The organism is Mycobacterium sp., assembly GCF_052145595.1.
Lineage (GTDB): Bacteria > Actinomycetota > Actinomycetes > Mycobacteriales > Mycobacteriaceae > Mycobacterium.
The window spans coordinates 1-21,435 of the sequence record NZ_JBKQOI010000059.1 but is presented as its reverse complement, the minus strand read 5'-3'; the positions used below and the strand labels follow the sequence as shown (position 1 = coordinate 21,435).

The following is a 21,435-nucleotide window of genomic DNA, read 5'->3' as shown; positions in this document are numbered from 1 at the left end:
TCGGGTATCGACGAATCAGTGAATGCGACACGCCAATAATTCTGACTACATATCTAAGCCGGTTCACAGCCCTCTGTCCAGCTCAGGGATCAGATCACGCCCGAAAGCCGTCGTAACTTCGGACTAGAGGCAGATTGGCCGGCGGACTAGAGCCAGGTGTCCTGGGTGGTGGTGGTCAGGAACGCTTCGAGGTCGTCGCGCCATTGCGCCGGCGTGGTCTTGTCCGGTTCGATGCCCGTGTAGTCGCCGCGATAGAACAGCAGCGGTCGTGGCTTGATCTTGGGAGCCTCCGACAGCGCTCGGACCGCGCCGAAAACCACGAAGTGATCACCGCCGTGGTGTACGGACGCCACCGTGCAGTCGATGTAGGCCAGCGAGTTATCGATGATCGGCGAACCCTGTTCCGAAGGGTGCCAGTCGATGCCGGCGAACTTGTCGGGTTCCTTCGACCCGAAACGGGCCGAGACGTCCTTCTGCTTTTCGGTCAGCACGTTGACGCAGAACCGGCCGCTGGCCTCGATGGCCTTCCACGACCGCGAGACCTTGGTCGGGCAGAACAGCACCAGCGGCGGATCCAGCGAGAGCGCCGCAAACGACTGGCAGGCAAAGCCGATCGGCACATCGTCGTGCACGGTGGTGATGATGGTGATCCCGGTGCAGAACTGACCCAGCACGTTGCGGAACGTGCGCGGGTCAATCGGCGCGCCAGCCATCGCTAGCCGCGGAAGCCGACCGTGAAGTCGTGGCCCCACAGGCTCACCGCGGTGCTTTCCCGGGCGATCCAGTCGTCGTCGGCGACCTGCCTTCCCTCACAGCCGAATTCGACATCGAACCCGCCGGGAGTCTTCATGTAGAAGGACAGCATCAGGTCGTTGACGTGGCGGCCCAGCGTCGCCGACATCGGCACCTTGCGGCGCAACGCCCGGTCCAGGCACAGGCCCACATCGTCGGCCTGCTCGACTTCCATCATCAGGTGCACGATGCCGCTGGGCGTCGGTGCCGGCATGAAGGCCAGGCTGTGGTGCCGCGAGTTGCAGCCGAAGAAACGCAGCCAGGCCGGCGCCCCGTCCGCGGGCCGCCCCACCACCTGCGGCGGCAGCCGCATCGAGTCACGCAGCTTGAAGCCGAGCACATCCCGGTAGAAGTGCAGCGACTCCGCGTCGTCTCGGGTGGACAAGACGACATGGCCGAGGCCCTGCTCGCCGGTGACGAACTTGTGCCCGTACGGGCTGACCACCCGGCGGTGCTCCAGAGCGGCGCCGTGGAAGACCTCCAGGCAGTTGCCGGACGGGTCGGAGAACCGGATCATCTCGTCCACCCGACGATCCGCCAGTTCGGCCGCGGTGGCCTCCTTGTAAGGCGTGCCCTCGACGTCGAGCCGATTCCGGATCTCCTGCAGGCCCACGGCATTCGCGCATTCCCAGCCGGCTTCCGAAAGCCGGTCGTGCTCGCCGAGCACGATCACCAGCCGCGCCGGGAAGTCGTCCATCCGCAGATACAGCGCGCCCTCGGTGCTGCCCTTGCCCTCGACCATGCCGAGCACCTTCAGGCCGTACTCACGCCAGGCCGCCACATCGGTGGCCTCGATGCGCAGATAGCCCAGCGACCGGATGCTCATCACGCCCCTCCCAGGAAATCAACGGTCAACTTGTTGAACTCGTCGAACTTCTCCACCTGCGCCCAGTGCCCACATTGCCCGAAAACGTGTAACTGCGCGCGCGGAATGGTCTTCAGCGCGACCAGGGCGCCGTCGAGTGGGTTGACCCGGTCCTCACGGCCCCAGATCAGCAGCACCGGTTGGCGCAGCCGATAGACCTCACGCCACATCATCCCGAGCTCGAAATCGGCCCCGGCGAACGACATCCCCATCGCCCGGGTCGCCGCCAGCGATTCGGGCGTGCTGGCCAACGCGAACCGCTCGTCTACCAGCTCGGGGGTGATCAGGTTCTTGTCGTAGACCATCACCCTCAGAAACGCCTCGAGATTCTCGCGGGTGGGTGACAGGGAGAACGCCGATAGCCGCTTGACACCCTCGGTCGGGTCGGGCGCAAACAGGTTGATGCTCAGCCCGCCCGGACCCATCAACGCCAGGCGTCCGGCCCGGTCGGGGTAGTCGAGGGCAAACCGGACCGCGGTGCCCCCGCCCAACGAATTGCCCACCAGCGGAACGCGTCCCAGGCCCAGTTCGTCGAAGAGGCCCTTGAGCGCTCTGGCGGCGTAGCGGTTGAACTGTCCGTGCTCCGCGCGCTTGTCGGAGTGGCCGTAACCGGGCTGATCGACGGCCAGCACATGAAACTGCTTCGCCAGCACCGGAATGTTGCGCGCGAAGTTCGTCCAGCTGGCCGCCCCGGGACCGCCGCCGTGCAACAGCACCACGGTCTGATCGTTGCCGACGCCCGCCTCGTGGTAGTGCAGTTTCAGCGGTCCGTCGACATCTACCTCGGCAAACCGCGAGGTGGACTCGAACGTCAACTCCTCGGTCTTGGGCTGGCTAAGAGTCATCAGACCATGGTGTCGCCGGGCGGCAGCCCGAACTCGTGGTTCCCGAAGATCACGTAGGCACGCTCGGGGTCGTTGGCGGCGTGCACCCGGCCGGCGTGCGCGTCGCGCCAGAACCGTTGAATGGGCGCGTCATTGGCCAGGGCGGTGGCGCCGGAGGCCTCGAACAGCCGGTCGATCGAGGCGATCGACCGGCCGGTGGCCCGCACCTGGTCACGACGCGCGCGGGTACGCAGGTCGAAGGGAATCTCCTTGCCCGCGGCCAACAATGCGTACTCGTCGCCGACGTTTCCGATCAGCTGGCGCCACGCGGCGTCGATGTCGCTGGCCGCTTCGGCGATGCGGACCTTGGCGAACGGGTCGTCCTTGGCCTTTTCCCCGGCGAACGCGGCGCGCACCCGCTTGCCCTGGTGCTCCACATGCGCGTCGTACGCGCCGTAGGCCATGCCGACGATCGGTGCCGAGATGGTGGTGGGATGCATTGTGCCCCAAGGCATTTTGTATACCGGAGCGGTGTTGTTCTGCAAGCCGCCGGCGGTGTGGTCGTTCATGTTTTTGTACGATAGGAACCGGTGCCGCGGCACAAAAACGTCCTTGACGACGACGGTGTTGCTGCCGGTGCCGCGCAAGCCGACGACATGCCACACGTCGTCGATTCGGTACTCGGTGCGCGGGATCAAGAAGCTGCCGAAGTCGACCGGCCGGCCGTCCTTGATGACCGGGCCGCCGAGGAAAGCCCACGTCGCGTGATCACAGCCCGACGACCAGTTCCACGAGCCGTTGACCAGGTAGCCACCGTCGGTCACGACTCCGGCACCCATCGGGGCGTACGACGACGAGACCCGCACGTTCGGGTCGTCGCCCCACACCTCTTCCTGGGCCTGCTGATCAAACTGGGCAAGGTGCCAGTTGTGCACGCCGAGGATCGAGGCCACCCAACCCGTCGAACCGCATGCGCTCGCCAGCCGGCGGACGGCCTCGTAGAACAGCGTGGGGTCGCATCGCAGCCCACCCCATTGCTCGGGCTGCAAAAGGGTGAAGAAGCCGACGTCCTGGAGCTCCTGAACGGTCTCGTCGGGCAGCCGACGCAGATCCTCCGTCGCCTGGGCGCGCTCTCGAATCCGCGGAAGCAGATCGTCGATGCCAGCCAAAACCGACTGCGCATCACGCTGTTGAATGGACGTCACCGAAGTTTGCCTCCTGAGAGTGCGGACTTACACCAGAGACTAGAACACGTTCCGATTTGTGTCGAGCAGGGTATTCCTGCGGCTGGTAGAGATACGAATCGGGTTTTCTGTAACATGTTCTAGTTGTGATGAGAGGAGGACAGGTCTTGACCGAGGCAATTCCCGACGAGCCACTCGGCGACCACGTCCTCGAATTGCAGATCGCCGAGGTTGTCGCCGAAACCGACGACGCGCGGTCGCTGGTCTTCGCGGTGCCAGACGAGCAGGGGGACCCCGGCATCGCGCCGCGGCGGCTGAACTATGCACCCGGCCAGTTCCTGACGCTGCGCATCCCCAGCGAGCGCACCGGCTCGGTGGCCCGCTGCTACTCGTTGTGCAGCTCGCCGTTCACCGACGACGCGCTCACCGTCACGGTCAAGCGAACCGCGGACGGATACGCGTCCAACTGGCTATGCGACCATGCCCACAAAGGCATGCGGATCCACGTGCTGGCGCCGTCGGGAAACTTTGTGCCCAAGACCCTCGACGACAACTTCCTGTTGATGGCGGCCGGCAGCGGGATCACCCCGATCATGTCGATTTGCAAGTCGGCGCTCGCCGAGGGCGGCGGGCAGGTGACGTTGCTCTACGCCAACCGCGACGACCGCTCGGTGATCTTCTCCGACGCGCTGCGCGAGCTGGCCGCCAAGTACCCCGACCGGCTGACGGTGGTGCACTGGCTGGAATCACTGCAGGGACTGCCCAGCGCGACCGCGCTGACGAAGCTAGCCGCCCCGTACACCGATCGGTCCGTGTTCATTTGTGGGCCGGGCCCATTCATGGACGCCGCGCGTGTCGCGCTGGACTCGCTGAAAGTGCCTGCCCCGCAAGTACATATCGAGGTGTTCAAGTCGCTGGACTCGGATCCGTTCGCGGCGGTGAAGATCGAGGACAGTGGCGACGAGCCGCCCGCCACCGCGGTGATTCAGCTGGATGGTGAAACCCACACCCTGTCATGGCCACGCAATGCCAAGCTGCTCGACGTGCTGCTGGCCAAGGGACTGGATGCACCCTTCTCCTGCCGGGAAGGCCACTGCGGTGCGTGCGCGTGCACCCTGCGCAAGGGCAAGGTAACCATGGAGGTCAACGACGTGCTCGAGCAGCAGGATCTCGACGACGGCCTGATTTTGGCCTGTCAATCTCACCCGGAATCTGATTCGGTAGAAGTCACCTACGACGAATAGCCACCGGGCTAAGTTCACCCTGGTGGTCTGCTCGACGGGTGGGTACCGGGAAAGGGAGCGCGATGAACCGGCTGATGACGGGATTTGCGGTCGTCGGGTCGATGCTGACGTTCCTGCCCTCGCCGGTCTGTGTGGCGGCCAGCAACACCGCCACCACCCTGATCCCGCTGGACGGCCCCAACCAGCTGGAGACGCACATGACGGTCGACTGCTTCAAGGGAGATGGCCACTGTGACTTCACCGCCGGGGCCGACATGCGCACGCCCGACGGCGTGACCGGATTCCCGCCCGGCCTCTGGGCCCGCCAAACCACCGAGATCCGCTCGACGAACCGGTTGGCTTACCTCGACGCGCACGCGAACGGCCAGTACGAGCGGGTCATGAAATCGATGGGGTCCGACGAGATCACCACCGTTTACTTCGGTGAAGGACCCCCGGACAAATACCAGACGACCGGTCGCATCGACTCGACCGATTGGTCGACGGGCCAGCCCAAGACCGACGTCAACGTCATCGTCTGCACCCATATCCAGGTGGTCTACACCGGGGTCAACATCACCTCGCCCAGCACCTGCGCGCAGACCACCTTCTCTTAGGGGTTCTCGTAGCGGCTGTCCTAAGACACGCTTTCGGCGATAGGTCCCAGCGCCAATGCCGGCAGATACTCGAGTCCGACTACTATCAGAACCGCGCCGATCATCAATCCGACGAATGACACGGTATGAGTGCCCAGTGTTCCCGCGCTAACCGGGCGGGTGCGTTGACCGGCGAAACTGGCGGCCAGCGCGAGCACCAAAGCCATTGGCACATAACGACCGACGAGCATGGCCGCGGAGAGCGCAAGGTTGAATCCTGGCGTGTTGCCGCTGAAACCCGCGAAGGCACTGCCATTTCCGGCTACGCAGCTGGTGAATGCGTAGAGCACCTCCGATAGCCCGTGCGAACCGGAGTTACCCATTGCCTTAGGCCCTGCCGGAACGGCGACGGAGATCGCAGCCCCGGTAAGCACCGCGCACGGGGCGGTGAGCACCGTCAAGCTCACCAGCTTCATCTCGCGGGAGCCGAGCCGCTTGCCGAGGTATTCCGGCGTTCGCCCGATCATGAGGCCGCCGAGAAATACCGCGAGCAGGGCGATGATAACCAGCCCGTACAGTCCGCTGCCCGCGCCGCCCGGACTGACCTCGCCAAGCATCATATTCACCATCAGCACACCACCGCCCAGGCTGGCGAAGCTGTCGTACGACGAGTTGGCCGCGCCGTCCGCCGTCGCGGTGGCAGCTTGGCCGAACACGGCGCTCCCGGGCACGCCGAACCGCACCTCGGTTCCTTCGGCGGAAGCGCCCACCGCGGCGGCGACGGCGTCATGCGGCATCGACTCGAACATGCCAACGGCAGCGGTTCCCAGGCCGAACAGCGCGACGACCACCGCCAGAAGCGCCCAGCCTTGCCGTCGATCGCCGACCATGACCCCGTAGGTCCGCACGAGGGACATTGGAATCAGCAACATGGCGACGATCTCGATGACGTTGGACAGCGGCGTCGGGTTCTCGAACGGGTGGGCGCTGTTGGCGTTGAACGCTCCCCCGCCGTCCCCCGACATGAGCTTGATGGGCTCCCAGGATGCGACCGGTCCGACGGGCAACGTCTGCGATCCATTGACAAGGGTGGTGATCGATCGTGCCGCGCCGAAACTCTCGACGACGCCGAGCGCGCAGAGAACTATCCCGATGACAACGGCGATTGGCAGCAGAATGCGGATGATTCCCCGCACCAAATCGACCCAAAAGTTGCCCAACTCGGCGGTCTCTCGGCGGACGATGCCGCGGATAAGCGCGACCGCCACCGCCATTCCCACGGCCGCGCTGGCGAAGGCCTGGACACCCAGTCCGGTCGCCAGGCCGACGTGGCCGAGCGTGGACTCCCCCGCGTAGTTCTGCCAGCTGGTGTTGGTGACGAAGCTGACCGCCGTGTTGAGCGCTAGCAATGGCGTCATTCCCTGGTGACCCCATGGCTGCGGAAGGTGGGTTTGGAAAATCAGGAGCGCCAGCAGGCCGAGCACGCTGACCACGGAAAACGCCAGCACCGACAGCAGGTAGAAACTCCAACGCTGCTCACGATCGGGATCAACCCCAGCCATCCGGTAGACGAATCGTTCAACGCGCCAATGTTTTTCGCTGGTGTACACCCGGGCCATATAGTCACCGAGCGGGACGTGCAGCACGCCGAGAACCGCGGCCACGGCCAGCAGTTGCAGCCATGCGGTCATGCCCCAATGCATCGCGATCGCCCTAGCCTTTAGCCCACCGGCGGCGCATCAGTCACTGGGGGTGCCATCCAGAGATTCAACCCCGCCCGATTGCGGAACGCAGTCGATTGCGGCGTAAACAAATCGCAAATATCCGCAGGTCGGCCAAACTGTTACTGTCCCGAAGATCCCGACAGGGGGGAAGTGATCGTCGTGCACCCCATGAAAGTCAGCCTGACCGGGACGCAGCAGACCGCTTTGGTCACGCTGTACGGCAAAGCGCTGGACAGCCGCCGGCCGGATTCCGTTCTGGCCGATCGGTATCTGCGATTGGTGCCGTCCTCTTCCATGTGACCGCGATACGACGACTCGGCCGAGGCCTGCGGTACCACTTCGGGTCAGAGCGCACTGGAGACGTGTGACAGCTTTTCGTCGGGCAAGCCGTTGGCCACGGTGGGCTTCGAGGCGCTCAGCTCGCGCGTCAGGAAGCCGGTGAGTTCCCCGATCGCGCTCATCATCGGGGCCGGGAAGACGATGGTGGTGTTCTTCTCTACCCCGAGCTCGAGCAGGGTCTGCAGGTTACGCAGCTGCAAGGCCAGCGGATGTTTCATCATGGTGTCGGACGCGTCGCCGAGCGCTGCAGCGGCACGCGCCTCCCCTTCTGCGGCGATGATTTTCGCACGCTTTTCCCGCTCGGCTTCGGCCTCGCGAGCCATCGCGCGTTTCATGCTGTCGGGAAGCTGGATGTCCTTCAGCTCGACCAAGGTGACCTCCACACCCCACTCCACGGTGGTGGTGTCGAGGATCTGGCGGATGCTGCCGTTGATCTTCTCCGTCTGGGCGAGCACTTCGTCGAGGGAATGTTGGCCGACGACGTTGCGCAGGGTGGTCTGCGCGATTTGGTTGATTGCGGAGTTGACGTTTTCGATGACGACGACGGCTTTGCGGGCGTCGATGACCCGGAAGTAGGCGACCGCGGCGATGTCGACGCTGACGTTGTCGCGGGTGATGATCCCCTGCGACTGGATCGGCATGGTCACGATGCGCATCGAAACCCGCCACAGCCGGTCGATGATCGGGACGATGAACCGCAGCCCGGGTTCGCGTACCCCGATCACCCTGCCAAGCCGAAAGTGCACACCGCGTTGGTACTGCTGCACAATCCGGATCGAGGCACTCAACAACACCACGGCCAAAGCCACGACGACGACGATCGCAATTACGGCGTTGGAGCTCACCTGGATAACGCTAGGAGCACCGCCGGTGGCAGTCAGCAGCCACAAGTCCCGGTCTGCATGGCCAAAAGACCCTTACCGCACGCAAGCCGGCACCGAGATTGCCGGCAATCTCGTCGTTAGCGAGGCAGGCCAAGGAGTCGCTCGGCGGCGACCGTGAGCAGGATCTGCTCGGTGCCGCCGGCGATGGTGAGGCAGCGGGTGTTCAGGAAGTCGAATACCGCGCGATTGTGCACAAGGCCGCCCCCCTCGGAGACGTCCATCATGAATTCGGCCAGCGCCTGCCGGTAGCGCACGCCAATGAGTTTGCGCACGCTGGACTGCGCCCCGGGGTCCTGCCCGCCCACCGCCAGCTGGGCGATGCGCTGGTCGAGCAGCGCACCGGTCTGCGCGGTGACGATCAGCCGTCCCAACCGGTCTTGCTGGGCGACGTCGAGGTCGATCTCGGCCAGCACCTTGAGTAGCTCTTCCATCGGGTTGCCCAACGCGGTCCCGGTGGCCATCGCGACGCGCTCGTTGGCCAGCGTGGTCCGGGCCAGCCGCCAGCCGTCGTTCACCGTGCCGACCACCATCTCGTCGGGGACGAACACGTTGTCCAGGAAGACCTCGTTGAACAGCGAATCGCCGGTGATCTCACGCAGCGGACGGATTTCGATGCCGGGTGAGCGCATGTCCACCAGGAAGTAGGTGATGCCCTTGTGTTTCGGGGCGGCCGGGTCGGTGCGCGCCAGGCACACGCCCCACCGCGCCTTGTGCGCCGCGGATGTCCACACCTTCTGCCCTGTCAGCAGCCAGCCGCCGTCACCCCGTACCGCCTTGGTGCGCAGCGACGCCAGGTCGGAGCCGGCCCCCGGCTCCGAAAATAGCTGGCACCAAAGGAATTCGCCACGCAGGGTGGCCGGCACGAAGCGCTCGATCTGTCCCGGCGTGCCGTGCTCGAGGATGGTCGGCGCCGCCCACCAGCCGACCACCAGGTCCGGACGCACCACGCCGGCCGCCGCCATCTCCTGGTCGATCAGCAGCTGCTCGGCCGGTGACGCGCCGCGCCCGTGCGGCGCCGGCCAGTGCGGCGCCTGCAGCCCCGCCTCGGCGAGGGCCGCCTGCCGTTTTTCCTCGGGCAGCGCGGCGACCCCGCTTACGGCCGCGGCGATCTCCGGTCGCAGGCCCTCCACCTCGGAGAGGTCGATACTCAGGCGGCGTCGCACGCCCGCCTGGGTCAGTTCGGTGATGCGGCGCAACCAGCGCTCAGCGCCGCCGAGGAACCGGCCGATGGCATGCGCCCGGCGCAGGTACAGATGCGCGTCATGCTCCCAGGTGCAGCCGATGCCGCCGAGCACCTGGATGCAGTCCTTGACGCTGGCCTTCGCGGCGGCGATACCGATGCTCGCGGCCAAGGCCGCCGCAATGGAGAACTGGGCTGGGTCGGGATCCGCCGCGGCGCGCGCGGCGTCGGCGGCTGCGACCTCGGCCTGCTCGGCGCGGCACAGCATCTCCGCGCACAGGTGCTTGACGGCCTGGAAGCTGCCGATCGGCTTGCCGAACTGCTCCCGCACCTTGGCGTAGGCGACCGCGGTGTCCAGCGACCATCGGGTGACGCCGGCCGCCTCGGCCGCCAGCACGGTCGCGGCCAGCTCCTCGACCCGCTGCTGCGACGCCGTGATCACGGTGGCCGGCGCCGACGTCAGCACCACCCGGGCCAGCGGACGAGAAAAATCGGTGGCCCGCAGCGGCGCGATCTGCACGCCGTCGCTGCCGGTGTCGATCAGCAGCCACTTCCCGTCGGCGGGCGCGATCAGGGCGGCGCCTTCCGCGGCGCCCAGCACCCACGGCAGGGTGCCCGACGCCCGCGAAGTCTCGCCGTCCAGCCGCACGTCACCCTCGAGCGCCACCCCGGCGAAGCGTTCCCCGGAGGCCAGCGCGGCCAGCAATTCGGGATCGGAGCCGGCCCCGGAGAGGACCACGGTGGCCAGCGCGGTGGTCGCAACCGGCCCGGGTACCAGCGCCTTCGCCGCTTCCTCGACCATCGCGCACAGATCCTCGACGCTGCCGCCTGCCCCGCCGCGGTCCTCCGGAATTGCGACGCCGAATAGCCCCAGATCGGCCAGGCGGGCAAAGACGGGTCGCCAGGCATCGGCGTTACCCTGCTCTATCGCACGGATCGCCGTGGTCCCACCCGGGCCCGAGGTCGGATTGCGGGCCCAGTCGCGCACCAGCGCACGCGCAGCGAACTGTTCGTCGGTGACGGTCGCTACCACCCTTGGGTCCTCCGCGTCCTTGGTTCGACTCCGCGTCCTTGGTTCGACTCCGCGTCCTCGGTTCGACTCCGCGTCCTTGATTCGACGACGCCGGACTAGAACGTGTTCTAATAGTGCCAGCGATCGATCGTCAAGTCGACCGCCATTACAGCAGGACAAGTGGCTCTCCCGGCGGTCAGGAGGTGGGAAATTCACACTCAGCGTGCGTATCGTTTGCAGACAAGCCGCCCGGAACAGGAGCAACCCGCCAGATGTCGCAAGCCAACCCGACCCCGAGCCGCGTCTCTGACTCGCAGCCGCGCGAGGTCATGAACGTGGCGGTATTGGCTGAGTCCGAGCTCGGTTCGGAAGCACAGCGGGAACGCCGTAAGCGCATTCTGGATGCCACCATGGCCATCGCGTCGAAAGGCGGCTACGAGGCGGTTCAGATGCGCGCCGTGGCGGACCGGGCCGATGTGGCGGTGGGCACCCTGTACAGGTATTTCCCATCGAAGGTGCACCTGCTGGTCTCGGCCCTGGGCCGGGAGTTCGGCCGCATCGACGCCAAAACTGACCGCTCGGCGGTCGCCGGTGGTACGCCGTTTCAGCGGCTGAACTTCATGGTCGGCAAGCTCAACCGGGCGATGCAACGCAACCCGCTGCTCACCGAGGCGATGACGCGCGCCTACGTCTTCGCCGACGCCTCGGCGGCCAGCGAGGTCGACCAGGTCGAAAAGCTCATCGACAGCATGTTCGCGCGCGCGATGGCCGACGGCGAACCCACCGAGGACCAGTACCACATCGCCCGGGTGATCTCGGATGTCTGGCTGTCGAACCTGCTCGCCTGGCTCACCCGACGAGCCTCGGCGACCGACGTCAGCAAACGCTTGGACCTGGCCGTGCGGTTGCTGATCGGCGACCAGAACGGCGGCTAGGCAGGCGGGCCGGCGGTGCGGCCCCGAACCAGCTCGGTGTCCAGCAGCTCGACGACCGGCAGGCCTGACCGCGGCGGCTTCAGCAGCAGTTCGCCGGCCCGACGCCCCTTCTGCAGGCTCGGCTGAGCCACCGTGGTCAGCCCGCGGCTGATCGCCTCGGGCACCCCGTCGAACCCGGTGACGGTCATCTGACCGGGCACATAAATCCCATGTGCCCGAAGGTAATCCATCGCAGACAGGGCCAGAATGTCCGCGGTGCACATCAGCGCGGTGATCCGCGGATTGGCCTCCAGCGCCGCCTTGGCGGCGGCGCCCCCCGATTCGGGCAGGTGCTCGTAGCTTTCCACTACGGTCAGCGAATCCGGGTCGACGCCGGCGGCCGTCATCGCCTCCCAGACGCCGACGATGCGCTCACGTTGCACGTCGAAGGTCGGTGACCGCAGCCGGTAGGCGTCCACCAGGCCTTGGCGGCGGTCCCGGCCCAACCGCATGGTCAGCAACCCGATCTCGCGATGCCCGAGCCCGAGCACGTACTCGGCAAGCTCGCGCATCGCCGCCCGGTCGTCGATGCCCACCCGGGACACTCCGGAGTGGTCTTTCGGCTGGTCGACTACCACAACCGGTAGGCGCCGCTGCAGCACCACCTGAAGATGGGGGTCGTCGTCGCGGACCGAATACACCACGAAGCCGTCCACTCCGGCGGCAAGCACGGCGGCCGTGCCTTCCTCCGGGCTCCGGCTGGGTCCGACGGCCACCAGCAGCAGTCCCTGCCCCAGCTCTTCGCATGACTGCGCCACTCCCGCAACGAAATCCCGCGCCGCCGGGTCGGAAAAGAAATAGGTCAGTGGTTCGGCCATCACCAAACCGACCGCACCGGCCTTACGGGTCCGCAACGACCGCGCCAGCGGATCGGGCCCCGCGTAACCCAGCCGCTTCGCCGTCGCGAGCACCCGTTCGCGCAGGTCGGCCGAGAGTTGATCCGGTCGGTTGAAGGCATTCGAGATCGTGGTGCGCGAAACCTTCAGCTCGTCCGCCAACGACGCCAGAGTCGCACGCCGACGCGGGGTGGGACTCACGTCCGGTGACGCTACAGCGGATCGCCGTTTGCGCCTACGCGGCCTCGATTTCACCGTTTAGACGGAAACGATTTTCATTAGTATCAGCGGCGACCGGATTGTGGCCAAGATCCCGCAATAAGCTAGACGGGTGGCCGGTATCGACCTCAACGCCGACTTGGGTGAGAGCTTTGGCGTCTGGCGCCTCGGTGATGACGACGCCATGCTCGGGATCGTCACCAGTGCCAACGTGGCGTGCGGTTTTCATGCCGGAGATCCCGCCGGCCTGTTGCGGGTATGCCGGTCGGCCGCCGAGCGTGGCGTGCGTATCGGGGCGCAGGTGAGCTATCGCGACCTGGCCGGGTTCGGCAGGCGCTTCATCGATGTCGACACCGAAGAACTCGTTGCCGATGTGGTGTACCAGATCGGCGCGTTGCGGGCGATCGCTGAGGCATGCGGCACGACGGTGTCCTACGTCAAACCTCATGGCGCGCTGTACAACTCGATCGTAACCCACCGCGAACAGGGCGCCGCCGTCGCAGAGGCGGTAAACCTGGTGGATGCCACGTTGCCGGTGCTGGGCATGGCGGGTTCGGTGTTTTTCGACGAGGCCGCCCGGCTTGGCTTGCGCACGGTGGCCGAGGTGCTCGCCGATCGCGCCTACCGGGCGGACGGCCAGCTGGTTTCCCGTCGCGAACCGCGCGCGGTGCTGCACGATCCCGCGGCGATCGCAGACCGCGTGGTGACCATGGTGACCTCGGGGCACGTCACCGCGATCGACGGCGCAAAGGTTGCCGTCAGCGTGGAATCGATTTGCGTGCATGGTGATTCGCCGGGTGCGGTGCAGATCGCGTCCGCGGTGCGCGATCAGCTCGAAGCCGCCGGCAACGACATCAGGGCGTTCTGCTGATGCGACCCAAACTCGGCCGACCCGATATCGCGCGGTATGCAGACCGGTTCGACGTGCCTGCCGCCGAACCCGATTCCCCGCTTGGGGTGACGTGGATGGGTGTGGCGACGCTGCTGCTCGACGACGGTTCCTCGGCGCTGATGACCGACGGCTTCTTCTCGCGCCCCAGCCTGGCGCGGGTCGCGGCGGGCAAGCTGTCGCCGTCTGCTGCGCGCGTGGACGGATGCCTGGCCCGGGCAAACGTGTCCCGGCTCGTGGCTGTCATCCCGGTGCACACCCACTTCGACCACGTGATGGACTCCGCGCTGGTCGCCGACCGCACCGGCGCGCAGTTGGTCGGGGGCCAGTCGGCGGCCAACGTCGGTCGCGGATACGGGTTGCCCGAGGACCGTCTGGTGGTTGCCGCCTCCGGTGAACCAATTCGGTTGGGTGCCTATGACGTAACGCTGGTGGAGTCACACCACTGCCCGCCGGACCGGTATCCCGGTGTGATCAGCGAACCCCTGACGCCACCGGTGCAGGTGGCCGCCTACCGCTGCGGAGAAGCGTGGTCTACGCTGGTGCACCACCGGCCGTCGGGCCGGCGGCTGCTGATCCAGGGCAGCGCCGGTTTCGTCGAGGGCGTGCTGGCCGGCCATCGCGCCGATGCCGCCTACCTCGGCGTCGGCCAGCTTGGCCTGCAGCCGCGCTCCTACCTGGTCGATTACTGGACCGAGACGGTGCGCGCGGTGGGTGCGCGCCGAGTGGTCCTCATCCACTGGGACGACTTCTTCCGCCCGTTGTCAAAGCCGTTGCGGGCCTTGCCATATGCCGGCGACGACTTAGATGTGTCAATCCGTATTCTCGACGAGCTGGCCGCACAGGACGGTGTAGCGCTGCACATGCCGACGGTGTGGCAGCGCGAGGATCCCTGGATCTAAACGTTGGCCCTGACCGCTGCGCTACTGCTGCTCGGCGTCGTGCTCGTGTTCGCGGTTGCCCGCCCGGGTGGCTGGCCGGAGGCGGCGGCGGCGGTTCCGGCGGCGGTAATCCTGATAGCGGTCGGCGCGATCTCGGTCCATCAGGCGGCCGAGCAGGTCGCCGGGCTGTCGGGAGTAGTCGCGTTTCTGGGCGCGGTGCTGGTGCTGGCCAAGTTGTGCGACGACGAGGGCCTGTTCGAGGCGGCGGGCGCGGCGATCGCGCGTGGCCGCGTCGGGTCGGGCCGCCTGCTGCGGCGCGTGTTTGTCATCGCCGCCACCATCACCGCCGTCCTCAGCCTGGACGCCGCCGTCGTGCTGCTGACGCCTGTGGTGCTGGCCGCCGTCCGCAGGCTGCGCACGCCGGTGCGGCCATACGCCTACGCCACGGCCCATCTGGCCAACGGTGCCTCGCTGCTACTTCCGGTGTCGAACCTGACCAACCTGCTGGCTTTTCACCAAGCCCACATCTCATTCACCAAGTTCACCCTGGTGATGGCGTTGCCGTGGCTGGCCGCGGTGGCCATCCTCTATGCGGTCTTCCGGTTGTTTTTTGCCGGGGACCTGCGCGTCCAGCCCGACCCCGCGGACCTCGGGCCACCGCCGCGGCCCCCGGTGTTCGTCCTGGTGGTGGTGGGGCTGACGCTCGCTGGTTTCGCGGTGGCCCAATCCGTCGGGGTGGCCCCGGCCTGGGTGGCACTCGCTGGCGCGTCGGTGCTGGCGGTGCGCAGCCTGAGCCATGGGCGCACCTCGGTGGTGGAGATCGCGCGCTCGGTGCATGTGTCGTTTCTGGTGTTCGTGCTGGCGCTGGGCGTGGTGGTGCAGGCGGTCATGGTCAACGGGATGGACAGGGCGATGTCGGCGGTGCTGCCGTCGGGTTCGGGACTGCCCGCACTGCTAGCGATCGCCGCGATCGCCGCCGTGTTGGCCAACGTCGTCAACAATCTGCCCGCCACGCTGGTGTTGCTGCCGCTGGTCGCGCCCAGCGGGCCGGTGGCCGTTCTGGCGGTATTGATCGGGGTCAACATCGGCCCGAACCTGACGTACGTCGGTTCACTGTCGAATCTGTTGTGGCGGCGCGTGCTGCGTCGGCATGACGTCGACGCCGGGGTCGGCGAGTACACCCGGCTCGGGCTGTGCACGGTGCCGCCGGCCCTGGCGGTGGCGGTGCTCGCGCTGTGGGCGAGCGCGCGGCTACTGGGTGTCTAGGGCCTGGCCAGGAGCGCCAAACGCCAATCTCGTCTGCGAGCACGCCGCAGCGCCGCCTCCGATGCCCCCACGCCCAGCACACGCGCGTGGATGGGTGCCGCGGCGACCACCGTGAACGGCGTCGCCAGCGGGAAGTCCAAGTCGAGCGATTCGATCTCGGCGTTGCGAATGATCGTGGCCAGCGCGAGCGTGGCCTCCAGCATCGCGAAGTGATCGCCGATGCATGAGCGTGGTCCGCCGCCGAACGGCAGGTACTGCCAACGGCTGCGCCCCTTCGACCGTTCCGGCAGAAAGCGGTCCGGGTCGAAACGCAGCGGGTCCGCCCACAGCGCGGGGTCACGGTGCATCGCATAGAAACTCACCAGGGCCATCGTTCCGGCCTCGATCCGATGGCCGTCCACCACGATGTCGCGGGTAGGCGCGCGCAGCGTCCCGGCCGCTGGCGGACACAACCGCAACGCCTCGTGCAATACCCGCACGGTGAGGCCGAGTTCGGCCACATCGTCCGGGGTCAGCGCCCGCTCGCCGAGCGCGGCGACCTCCGCGCGCACCCGCTCCTGGAGGTGGCGGTCGTGCCCCAATGACCACAGCGCGTAGGTCAGCGTGGTCGAGGTGGTGTCGTGACCCGCGAGCATGAACAGCACCAACTCGTGGCAGATCTCGTCGTCGGTCAGCGGCCGACCGGTCTCCTCATCGATCGCCTGGACCAGGGCGCGCACCAGCGGGGCTTCCCGGTCCGGGTCCGTACGAACGGCATGCAGGATTTCGGCGGCCAGCCCGTGCAGCATGTCGTTGGCCCGGCGAGCGGCGCGCTGCCCTTTGGTGGGCAGCCACCGCGGCAGGTTAACCGGCCGCGCCGTCCGGTCGGCAACCCATGCCAACGAAGTACGTAGGGCCCAGCCGATCTCGTCGGCGCGCTCGTCGAGGTCCAGCCCGAGCACCGAGCGCCCAAGCGCGCGCAGCGTCAGCCTGCGGCACTCGGTGTCCAGGTCCACGAAGGCGCCCTCACGCCAACCGTCGACGACCCCTTGCGCGGCCGCGGCCATGTGTCCCGCGTAGCGCGCGACATGGCGCTTGGTGAACATCGGCTGCAGCGCCCGCCGCCGCGGGAGCCACCGCTCGTGCGGAAGATTGAGCAGGCTGCCGCCCATCAGAGCGCGCATCTCGACCATCGACCGGCTCCGGCCGCGGTCGGCGACCTCATTGTTGAGACTTAACAGATCACGGGCACCCTGCGGGGTGGCAATCAGCACCACGTTCGGTAACAGCCACTTGGGTCCGAGCACGAGCCGGCTGATCGGGCCCCCGGCATCCAGCAGCGCTTGGATACCGTCGATGTACGACCGCACCGCCTTGAGTTGCCGCCGAATCGGGAGCGGATTCTTCGGCGCCAGCGTCAGCGCGCGGACTTCGGTTTCCTCCAGAATCTCGACCATACCGACTCCCTTGTTGCAGTTGTTGCACGCACGGTAGGGCCGACCGCGGTTAGTGCGCATGCGTAGTCGGCTACTCGATTTATCCGAGCCGGTTACGGGCAGACGCAGCGCTTTGAACGATCCGACGGTGCCCTACTGTTGGGCCGATGACTGCCGAGTTGTATGAGGTGCGGCTGTTTGGCGCATAATCGGCACCGTTTCTTCCCCCCGGCTGTGACGGCGGGGATTGCCGCCGTGACGGTGGCCCTTTCCCTGCTGGGATGTTCGCCATCCCGGCCAAACGCCACGCGGAGCACACCTGCGGCCAGCGCGACAACCAGCACCGCGAACCTGCATCCAGGGTTCTCTTCAGCGCAAGTGGTACTGCCATTCGGCGACTACATCAATCACCTTGCCGGTGTGGCCGTCGACGCCGCGCACAACGTTTACGCCCTCGACTCGTACTACGGCCAGGCGTGGAAGTTGGCGGCCGGGGCCAAGCGTCCAACCACGCTGTCGTTCACCCGCCTGGGCCAGCCCGTTCAAGTGGGGGTCGACGCGTGGGGCACCCTCTACGTTGTCGACGAACTCAACTTCCGCGTGCTCAAGCTGGCGGCACGGTGACGGAACTCGGCGCGGTGGTAAGCCGGCGGCAGGGGCATACCGAGTTCGGCCAGCACGCTGCGCAGCAACGTCGGGAAGTCGGTGATTATGCCGTCGACACCGTATGCGATTTGCTCGCGCATGGCCCCTGCGTCGTTGACGGTCCACGGAATGACCTTGAGCCCCAACGCATGCGCATGGTCGACATATGGTTTGCCGGTGACCAGTGTGTACCCGGGCGAGACAATGTTGGCACCCACCAGCATCGCACCGATCATCGGGTCGCCGATCACCGCGGCGTCGATGCCGGCCAGCCACGGCGAACCCGGCACCCAGGTCTCCTCGTCATATAAGGCCACCAAGGGAATTGACGGCTCGGCTCGGTGCACCATCGGCAGGGTTCGCCAGTCGAAGCTCTGGATCTCCACGCGGTCGACCTTGCCCGCTGACCTGACCGCAGCCAGGATCACATCGACGAATTCCTGCGGCTCCGCCGACGCGCCGGGTTTGTCGGCCTCCACCTTGGTTTCGATGTTGTAGCGCACCGCCGCTCGATAGGAGTCGGCGAGCCCAAAGACTTGCGGAAGGGTTGCTATCTTGTTGCCCCGTACCACTTCTGCGTCGGGAAACTCGGCCAGCGGCTTTCCGCAATCGAGCGTGCGGATCTGCACCAAGGTGAGCTCGTGCACGAGCTTGCCGACGTAAGGATATGCCGGATCGCCGGCGAACGCCGGCCCGGTGTCGGTGCACTTTTCCGCGTCGATCGTCGGGTCATGCCACACCAAGGGTTGCCCATCCTTGGTGATGACGATGTCGAGTTCCAATGTGGAGACGCCCAATTCGAGCGATTTGGCGAAGGCACGCAACGATTCCTCGGTGGTTTCGCCGCGTCCGCCGCGATGGGCCTGCAGGTCGAAGCCGGGCGGCTGCGATGACGCCGTCGGCAGCGGCGCGACTATCGCGAGGACGGTCAGCACGGCGCCGACGCGCGCGGGCCAGCCGGGCACGGGCGTTAGCTCCTGCGTTGGCGGGCGATTTCGGCGAGCACCACCCCCGCGGCCACCGAGGCATTCAGCGATTCGGTACGACCCGCCATCGGAATCGACACCACCTCTTCGCAGTTCTGCCGCACCAGCCGCGACAGCCCTTTACCCTCCGAGCCGACGACTACCACAAGCGGGTCGGTACCGTCCAGGTCGTCCAGTGCCGTGTCGCCGCCGGCGTCCAGACCGATCACGCGCAATCCGCTGTTGGCGCAATCCTTCAGCGCTCTGGTGAGATTGGTGGCCCGCGCCACTGGGATGCGAGCCGCGGCCCCGGCGCTGGTGCGCCAGGCCACCGCCGTCACCGAGGCCGAACGTCGCTGCGGGATCAGCACGCCGTGACCGCCGAACGCCGCGACCGAACGTACGATGGCGCCGAGGTTGCGGGGGTCGGAGATGTTGTCCAGCGCGACCAGCAGCGCCGGCGGCGAGTCGGCCGCGGTTGCGAGCAGGTCATCGGGGTGGGCGTAGTTGTACGGCGGCACCTGCAACGCGATGCCCTGGTGCAGGTGGTTGGTGGTCATCCGGTCCAGGTCGGCACGCGGTACCTCGAGGATCGAGATGCCCAAATCGGCGGCGCGGGCCACGGATTCGGTGAGTCGCTCGTCGGCTTCGGTACCGAGGGCGATGTAGAGCGCGGTCGCCGGGACACCGGCACGCAGACACTCCAGCACGGGGTTGCGGCCGAGCACCAATTCGTTTTCGTCCGTGCGCTTTGTCGGCCGGCGTGGTTGGGGCTGGGCGCGTTTGGCGGCGGGATGGTTGGGACGCATATGCGCGGGCGGTGTGGGGCCGCGCCCCTCCAGCCCGCGGCGACGCTGGCCGCCCGAGCCTACGGTGGGGCCCTTCTTGGCACCGGATTTGCGTACCGCCCCGCGGCGTCGCGAGTTACCGGCCATCTATTTGCCGTCACCGCCCAATGTCCACTGCGGTCCGTCGGCCGTGTCGGTGACCTCAATGCCGGCGTTTTTCAGGCGATCCCGGATATCGTCGGCGAGCGCCCAGTTGCGCTGCTCGCGCGCTTTCTCCCGGTTTTCCAGTTCGGCCTGCACCAGCACGTCGACTGCGGCAAGCGCGGCCGACGTCTGGTCGCGGGATTCCCAGCGTTCGTCGAGCGGATCGCAGCCCAGGATGCCCATCATCGCGCGGATTGCGCCGGCGTGCTTCAACGCACCTTCATGGTCGCCGGCGTCGAGTGCCCGATTGCCTTCGGCACGGACATGGTGCACCTCGGCCAGCGCGATCGGGACGGCGAGGTCGTCGTCGAGCGCGTCGGCGAACCGCGGGGTTGGATCGCCGGGCGCGACAGCACCGACCCGGCTGCGGACTCGGTGCAGGAACTCCTCAACCCCGACATAGGCTTTCACCGCGTCCTGCAGGGCCGTTTCGGAGAATTCCAGCATCGACCGGTAATGAGCGCTGCCAAGGTAGTAGCGCAGTTCGGCTGGCCGCACTCGCTGCAATATCGCCGGTATGGCCAGCACGTTGCCCAGCGACTTGCTCATCTTCTCGCCCCCCATGGTGACCCAGCCGTTGTGCAGCCAGTAGCGGGCGAATCCATCCCCGGCTGCGCGGCTCTGCGCGATTTCGTTCTCATGGTGCGGGAAGACTAAATCCATTCCACCGCAATGGATATCGAATTCCGGCCCGAGATAGGTGCGGGCCATTGCCGAGCATTCCAGGTGCCAACCCGGACGTCCGCGGCCCCACGGCGTGGGCCACGACGGCTCGCCGGGCTTGGCGGCCTTCCACAAGGTGAAGTCACGCTGATCACGCTTGCAGGTGGCCGCGCCCTCACCCTGGTGGACATCGTCGATCTTGTGGCCGGACAGCTGGCCGTACTCCGGGTAGCTGAGGACGTCGAAGTAGACGTCGCCGCCGCCGGTATACGCGTGACCCGTGTCGATCAGCCGCTCCATCAGTTCGACCATCTGCGTGATGTGCCCGGTGGCCCGTGGCTCAGCCGACGGCGGCATGACGTCTAGTGCGTCGTAGGCGGCGGTGAATGCGCGCTCGTAAGTGGCGGCCCATTCCCACCAGGGCCGGCCCGCCGCGGCGGCCTTGTTGAGGATCTTGTCGTCGATATCGGTCACGTTGCGGATGAACGCGACGTCGTAACCGCGCGCGATCAGCCAGCGGCGCAGGATGTCGAAGGCCACCCCGCTGCGGACATGTCCGATATGCGGCTGACCCTGAACGGTGGCGCCGCAGAGGTAGATGGAGACCTGCCCGGCGCGCAGCGGAACGAAATCACGCACGGCACCAGCTGCCGTGTCGTGTAGCCGCAAGCGGGCGCGATCGGTCACGACATGCCAGCTTACCTGGCTATTCCCTGCCTATTTGTCGCGACCAGTGACCGCGAGCGCCTCCGGCGTGGCGGGCCGCGGCGCCTACAGCACGCTTACCCTGTTGCGGACGACGAGCGCGGTCGCGATGGCGGCCAGCCCTTCGCCGCGCCCGGTCAGGCCCAGCCCGTCGGTGGTGGTCGCCGACACCGAGACGGGCGCCTGAAGCAGGGCCGACAGGAGGTCCTGCGCCTCGGCACGCCGCGGGCCCACCTTGGGCCGGTTGCCGATCACCTGCACCGCGGCGTTTCCCACCCGGTAGCCGTGCCGCGACAGCAGGACGGCGACGTGGCGCAGCATGTCCGCCCCGCTGATGCCCTTCCGCCGCGGATCGTCGATAG

Annotated in this window: 21 protein-coding genes; 8 read left to right on the top strand and 13 right to left on the bottom strand. The window is 66.9% G+C overall.

Translation table 11 applies throughout. The features are described 5' to 3' along the window. Positions 1 to 146 precede the first annotated feature (146 nt). Genes hsaB through hsaA form a run of 4 tightly spaced genes read right to left on the bottom strand, consistent with a single transcriptional unit; the run spans position 147 to position 3,686 of the window. Entirely contained in the window at positions 147 to 713 is a 567-nt protein-coding gene (hsaB, locus tag ACLP4W_RS04090) for a 3-hydroxy-9,10-secoandrosta-1,3,5(10)-triene-9,17-dione monooxygenase reductase subunit (RefSeq protein WP_442384377.1), read from the bottom strand. Positions 714 to 715: 2 nt separating this feature from the next. Beyond that, positions 716 to 1,618, bottom strand: coding sequence for an iron-dependent extradiol dioxygenase HsaC (gene hsaC / locus ACLP4W_RS04085; RefSeq protein WP_442384375.1), 903 nt, complete (start codon positions 1,616 to 1,618; stop codon positions 716 to 718). After that, complete coding sequence (hsaD, locus tag ACLP4W_RS04080; RefSeq protein WP_442384373.1) at positions 1,618 to 2,502, bottom strand: 4,5:9,10-diseco-3-hydroxy-5,9,17-trioxoandrosta-1(10),2-diene-4-oate hydrolase; 885 nt, start codon at positions 2,500 to 2,502, stop codon at positions 1,618 to 1,620. The genes hsaC and hsaD overlap by 1 nt, the downstream gene beginning before the upstream one ends. Next, a complete protein-coding gene (gene hsaA / locus ACLP4W_RS04075; protein WP_442384371.1) occupies positions 2,502 to 3,686 on the bottom strand; it encodes a 3-hydroxy-9,10-secoandrosta-1,3,5(10)-triene-9,17-dione monooxygenase oxygenase subunit in 1,185 nt (394 codons plus the stop codon). The genes hsaD and hsaA overlap by 1 nt, the downstream gene beginning before the upstream one ends. A gap of 146 nt (positions 3,687 to 3,832) precedes the next feature. On the opposite strand from hsaA, the gene ACLP4W_RS04070 reads away from it, so the two are divergent. Then, complete coding sequence (locus ACLP4W_RS04070; protein WP_442384369.1) at positions 3,833 to 4,909, top strand: 2Fe-2S iron-sulfur cluster-binding protein; 1,077 nt, start codon at positions 3,833 to 3,835, stop codon at positions 4,907 to 4,909. A 62-nt stretch (positions 4,910 to 4,971) separates the two neighbouring features. Then, positions 4,972 to 5,505, top strand: a complete 534-nt coding sequence (locus ACLP4W_RS04065; protein WP_442384367.1) for a hypothetical protein — start codon at positions 4,972 to 4,974, stop codon at positions 5,503 to 5,505. A 20-nt stretch (positions 5,506 to 5,525) separates the two neighbouring features. Here the strand turns inward: ACLP4W_RS04065 and kdpA are convergent, their stop codons facing one another. After that, positions 5,526 to 7,187 (bottom strand): potassium-transporting ATPase subunit KdpA, encoded by a 1,662-nt coding sequence (gene kdpA / locus ACLP4W_RS04060; RefSeq protein ID WP_442384365.1) that lies wholly within the window; start codon positions 7,185 to 7,187, stop codon positions 5,526 to 5,528. Positions 7,188 to 7,376: 189 nt separating this feature from the next. Between kdpA and ACLP4W_RS04055 the strand changes: the two genes are divergently transcribed. Continuing rightward, entirely contained in the window at positions 7,377 to 7,508 is a 132-nt protein-coding gene (locus tag ACLP4W_RS04055; RefSeq protein WP_442384363.1) for a hypothetical protein, read from the top strand. 44 nt (positions 7,509 to 7,552) lie between these two features. Here the strand turns inward: ACLP4W_RS04055 and ACLP4W_RS04050 are convergent, their stop codons facing one another. Further along, the gene (locus tag ACLP4W_RS04050) at positions 7,553 to 8,392 is read right to left on the bottom strand and encodes a slipin family protein (protein ID WP_442384361.1); all 840 of its coding nucleotides are present in this window, start codon (positions 8,390 to 8,392) and stop codon (positions 7,553 to 7,555) included. A 116-nt stretch (positions 8,393 to 8,508) separates the two neighbouring features. After that, the gene (locus tag ACLP4W_RS04045; protein ID WP_442384359.1) at positions 8,509 to 10,644 is read right to left on the bottom strand and encodes an acyl-CoA dehydrogenase family protein; all 2,136 of its coding nucleotides are present in this window, start codon (positions 10,642 to 10,644) and stop codon (positions 8,509 to 8,511) included. Between the two features lie 314 nt (positions 10,645 to 10,958). On the opposite strand from ACLP4W_RS04045, the gene kstR reads away from it, so the two are divergent. After that, a complete protein-coding gene (gene kstR, locus ACLP4W_RS04040; RefSeq protein ID WP_442384381.1) occupies positions 10,959 to 11,558 on the top strand; it encodes a cholesterol catabolism transcriptional regulator KstR in 600 nt (199 codons plus the stop codon). Here kstR and ACLP4W_RS04035 read toward each other — a convergent pair. Continuing rightward, positions 11,555 to 12,634: a LacI family DNA-binding transcriptional regulator gene (locus ACLP4W_RS04035; RefSeq protein WP_442384357.1), complete on the bottom strand. Its 1,080-nt coding sequence runs from the start codon at positions 12,632 to 12,634 to the stop codon at positions 11,555 to 11,557. The genes kstR and ACLP4W_RS04035 overlap by 4 nt on opposite strands. 130 nt (positions 12,635 to 12,764) lie before the next feature. Here ACLP4W_RS04035 and ACLP4W_RS04030 point away from each other — a divergent pair, with 130 nt between their 5' ends. The 3 genes from ACLP4W_RS04030 to ACLP4W_RS04020 are packed head-to-tail and all read left to right on the top strand — an operon-like array spanning position 12,765 to position 15,688. Further along, a complete protein-coding gene (locus ACLP4W_RS04030; protein WP_442384355.1) occupies positions 12,765 to 13,523 on the top strand; it encodes a LamB/YcsF family protein in 759 nt (252 codons plus the stop codon). Next, a complete protein-coding gene (locus ACLP4W_RS04025; RefSeq protein ID WP_442384353.1) occupies positions 13,523 to 14,443 on the top strand; it encodes an MBL fold metallo-hydrolase in 921 nt (306 codons plus the stop codon). Before ACLP4W_RS04030 ends, ACLP4W_RS04025 begins: the two co-directional genes overlap by 1 nt. Before the next feature lie 3 nt (positions 14,444 to 14,446). Beyond that, on the top strand, positions 14,447 to 15,688 hold the full coding sequence (locus ACLP4W_RS04020; protein WP_442384351.1) for an SLC13 family permease: 1,242 nt from the start codon (positions 14,447 to 14,449) through the stop codon (positions 15,686 to 15,688). Here the strand turns inward: ACLP4W_RS04020 and ACLP4W_RS04015 are convergent. Then, positions 15,685 to 17,124: a cytochrome P450 gene (locus ACLP4W_RS04015; RefSeq protein WP_442384349.1), complete on the bottom strand. Its 1,440-nt coding sequence runs from the start codon at positions 17,122 to 17,124 to the stop codon at positions 15,685 to 15,687. The two genes, ACLP4W_RS04020 and ACLP4W_RS04015, sit on opposite strands and share 4 nt — an antisense overlap. 213 nt (positions 17,125 to 17,337) lie before the next feature. On the opposite strand from ACLP4W_RS04015, the gene ACLP4W_RS04010 reads away from it, so the two are divergent. After that, the gene (locus ACLP4W_RS04010; protein ID WP_442384347.1) at positions 17,338 to 17,727 is read left to right on the top strand and encodes a hypothetical protein; all 390 of its coding nucleotides are present in this window, start codon (positions 17,338 to 17,340) and stop codon (positions 17,725 to 17,727) included. On the opposite strand, the gene ACLP4W_RS04005 is transcribed toward ACLP4W_RS04010, so the two are convergent. From ACLP4W_RS04005 to ACLP4W_RS03990, 4 genes are all read right to left on the bottom strand, one after another. Further along, the gene (locus tag ACLP4W_RS04005; protein WP_442384379.1) at positions 17,676 to 18,683 is read right to left on the bottom strand and encodes a glycerophosphodiester phosphodiesterase; all 1,008 of its coding nucleotides are present in this window, start codon (positions 18,681 to 18,683) and stop codon (positions 17,676 to 17,678) included. The genes ACLP4W_RS04010 and ACLP4W_RS04005 overlap by 52 nt on opposite strands. Before the next feature lie 35 nt (positions 18,684 to 18,718). Beyond that, positions 18,719 to 19,648 (bottom strand): 23S rRNA (guanosine(2251)-2'-O)-methyltransferase RlmB, encoded by a 930-nt coding sequence (rlmB, locus tag ACLP4W_RS04000; protein WP_442384345.1) that lies wholly within the window; start codon positions 19,646 to 19,648, stop codon positions 18,719 to 18,721. Further along, positions 19,649 to 21,055, bottom strand: coding sequence for a cysteine--tRNA ligase (gene cysS, locus ACLP4W_RS03995; protein ID WP_442384343.1), 1,407 nt, complete (start codon positions 21,053 to 21,055; stop codon positions 19,649 to 19,651). Positions 21,056 to 21,139: 84 nt separating this feature from the next. Continuing rightward, the coding region (locus ACLP4W_RS03990; RefSeq protein ID WP_442384341.1) for a 2-C-methyl-D-erythritol 2,4-cyclodiphosphate synthase at positions 21,140 to 21,435 on the bottom strand (296 nt) is incomplete at its 5' end.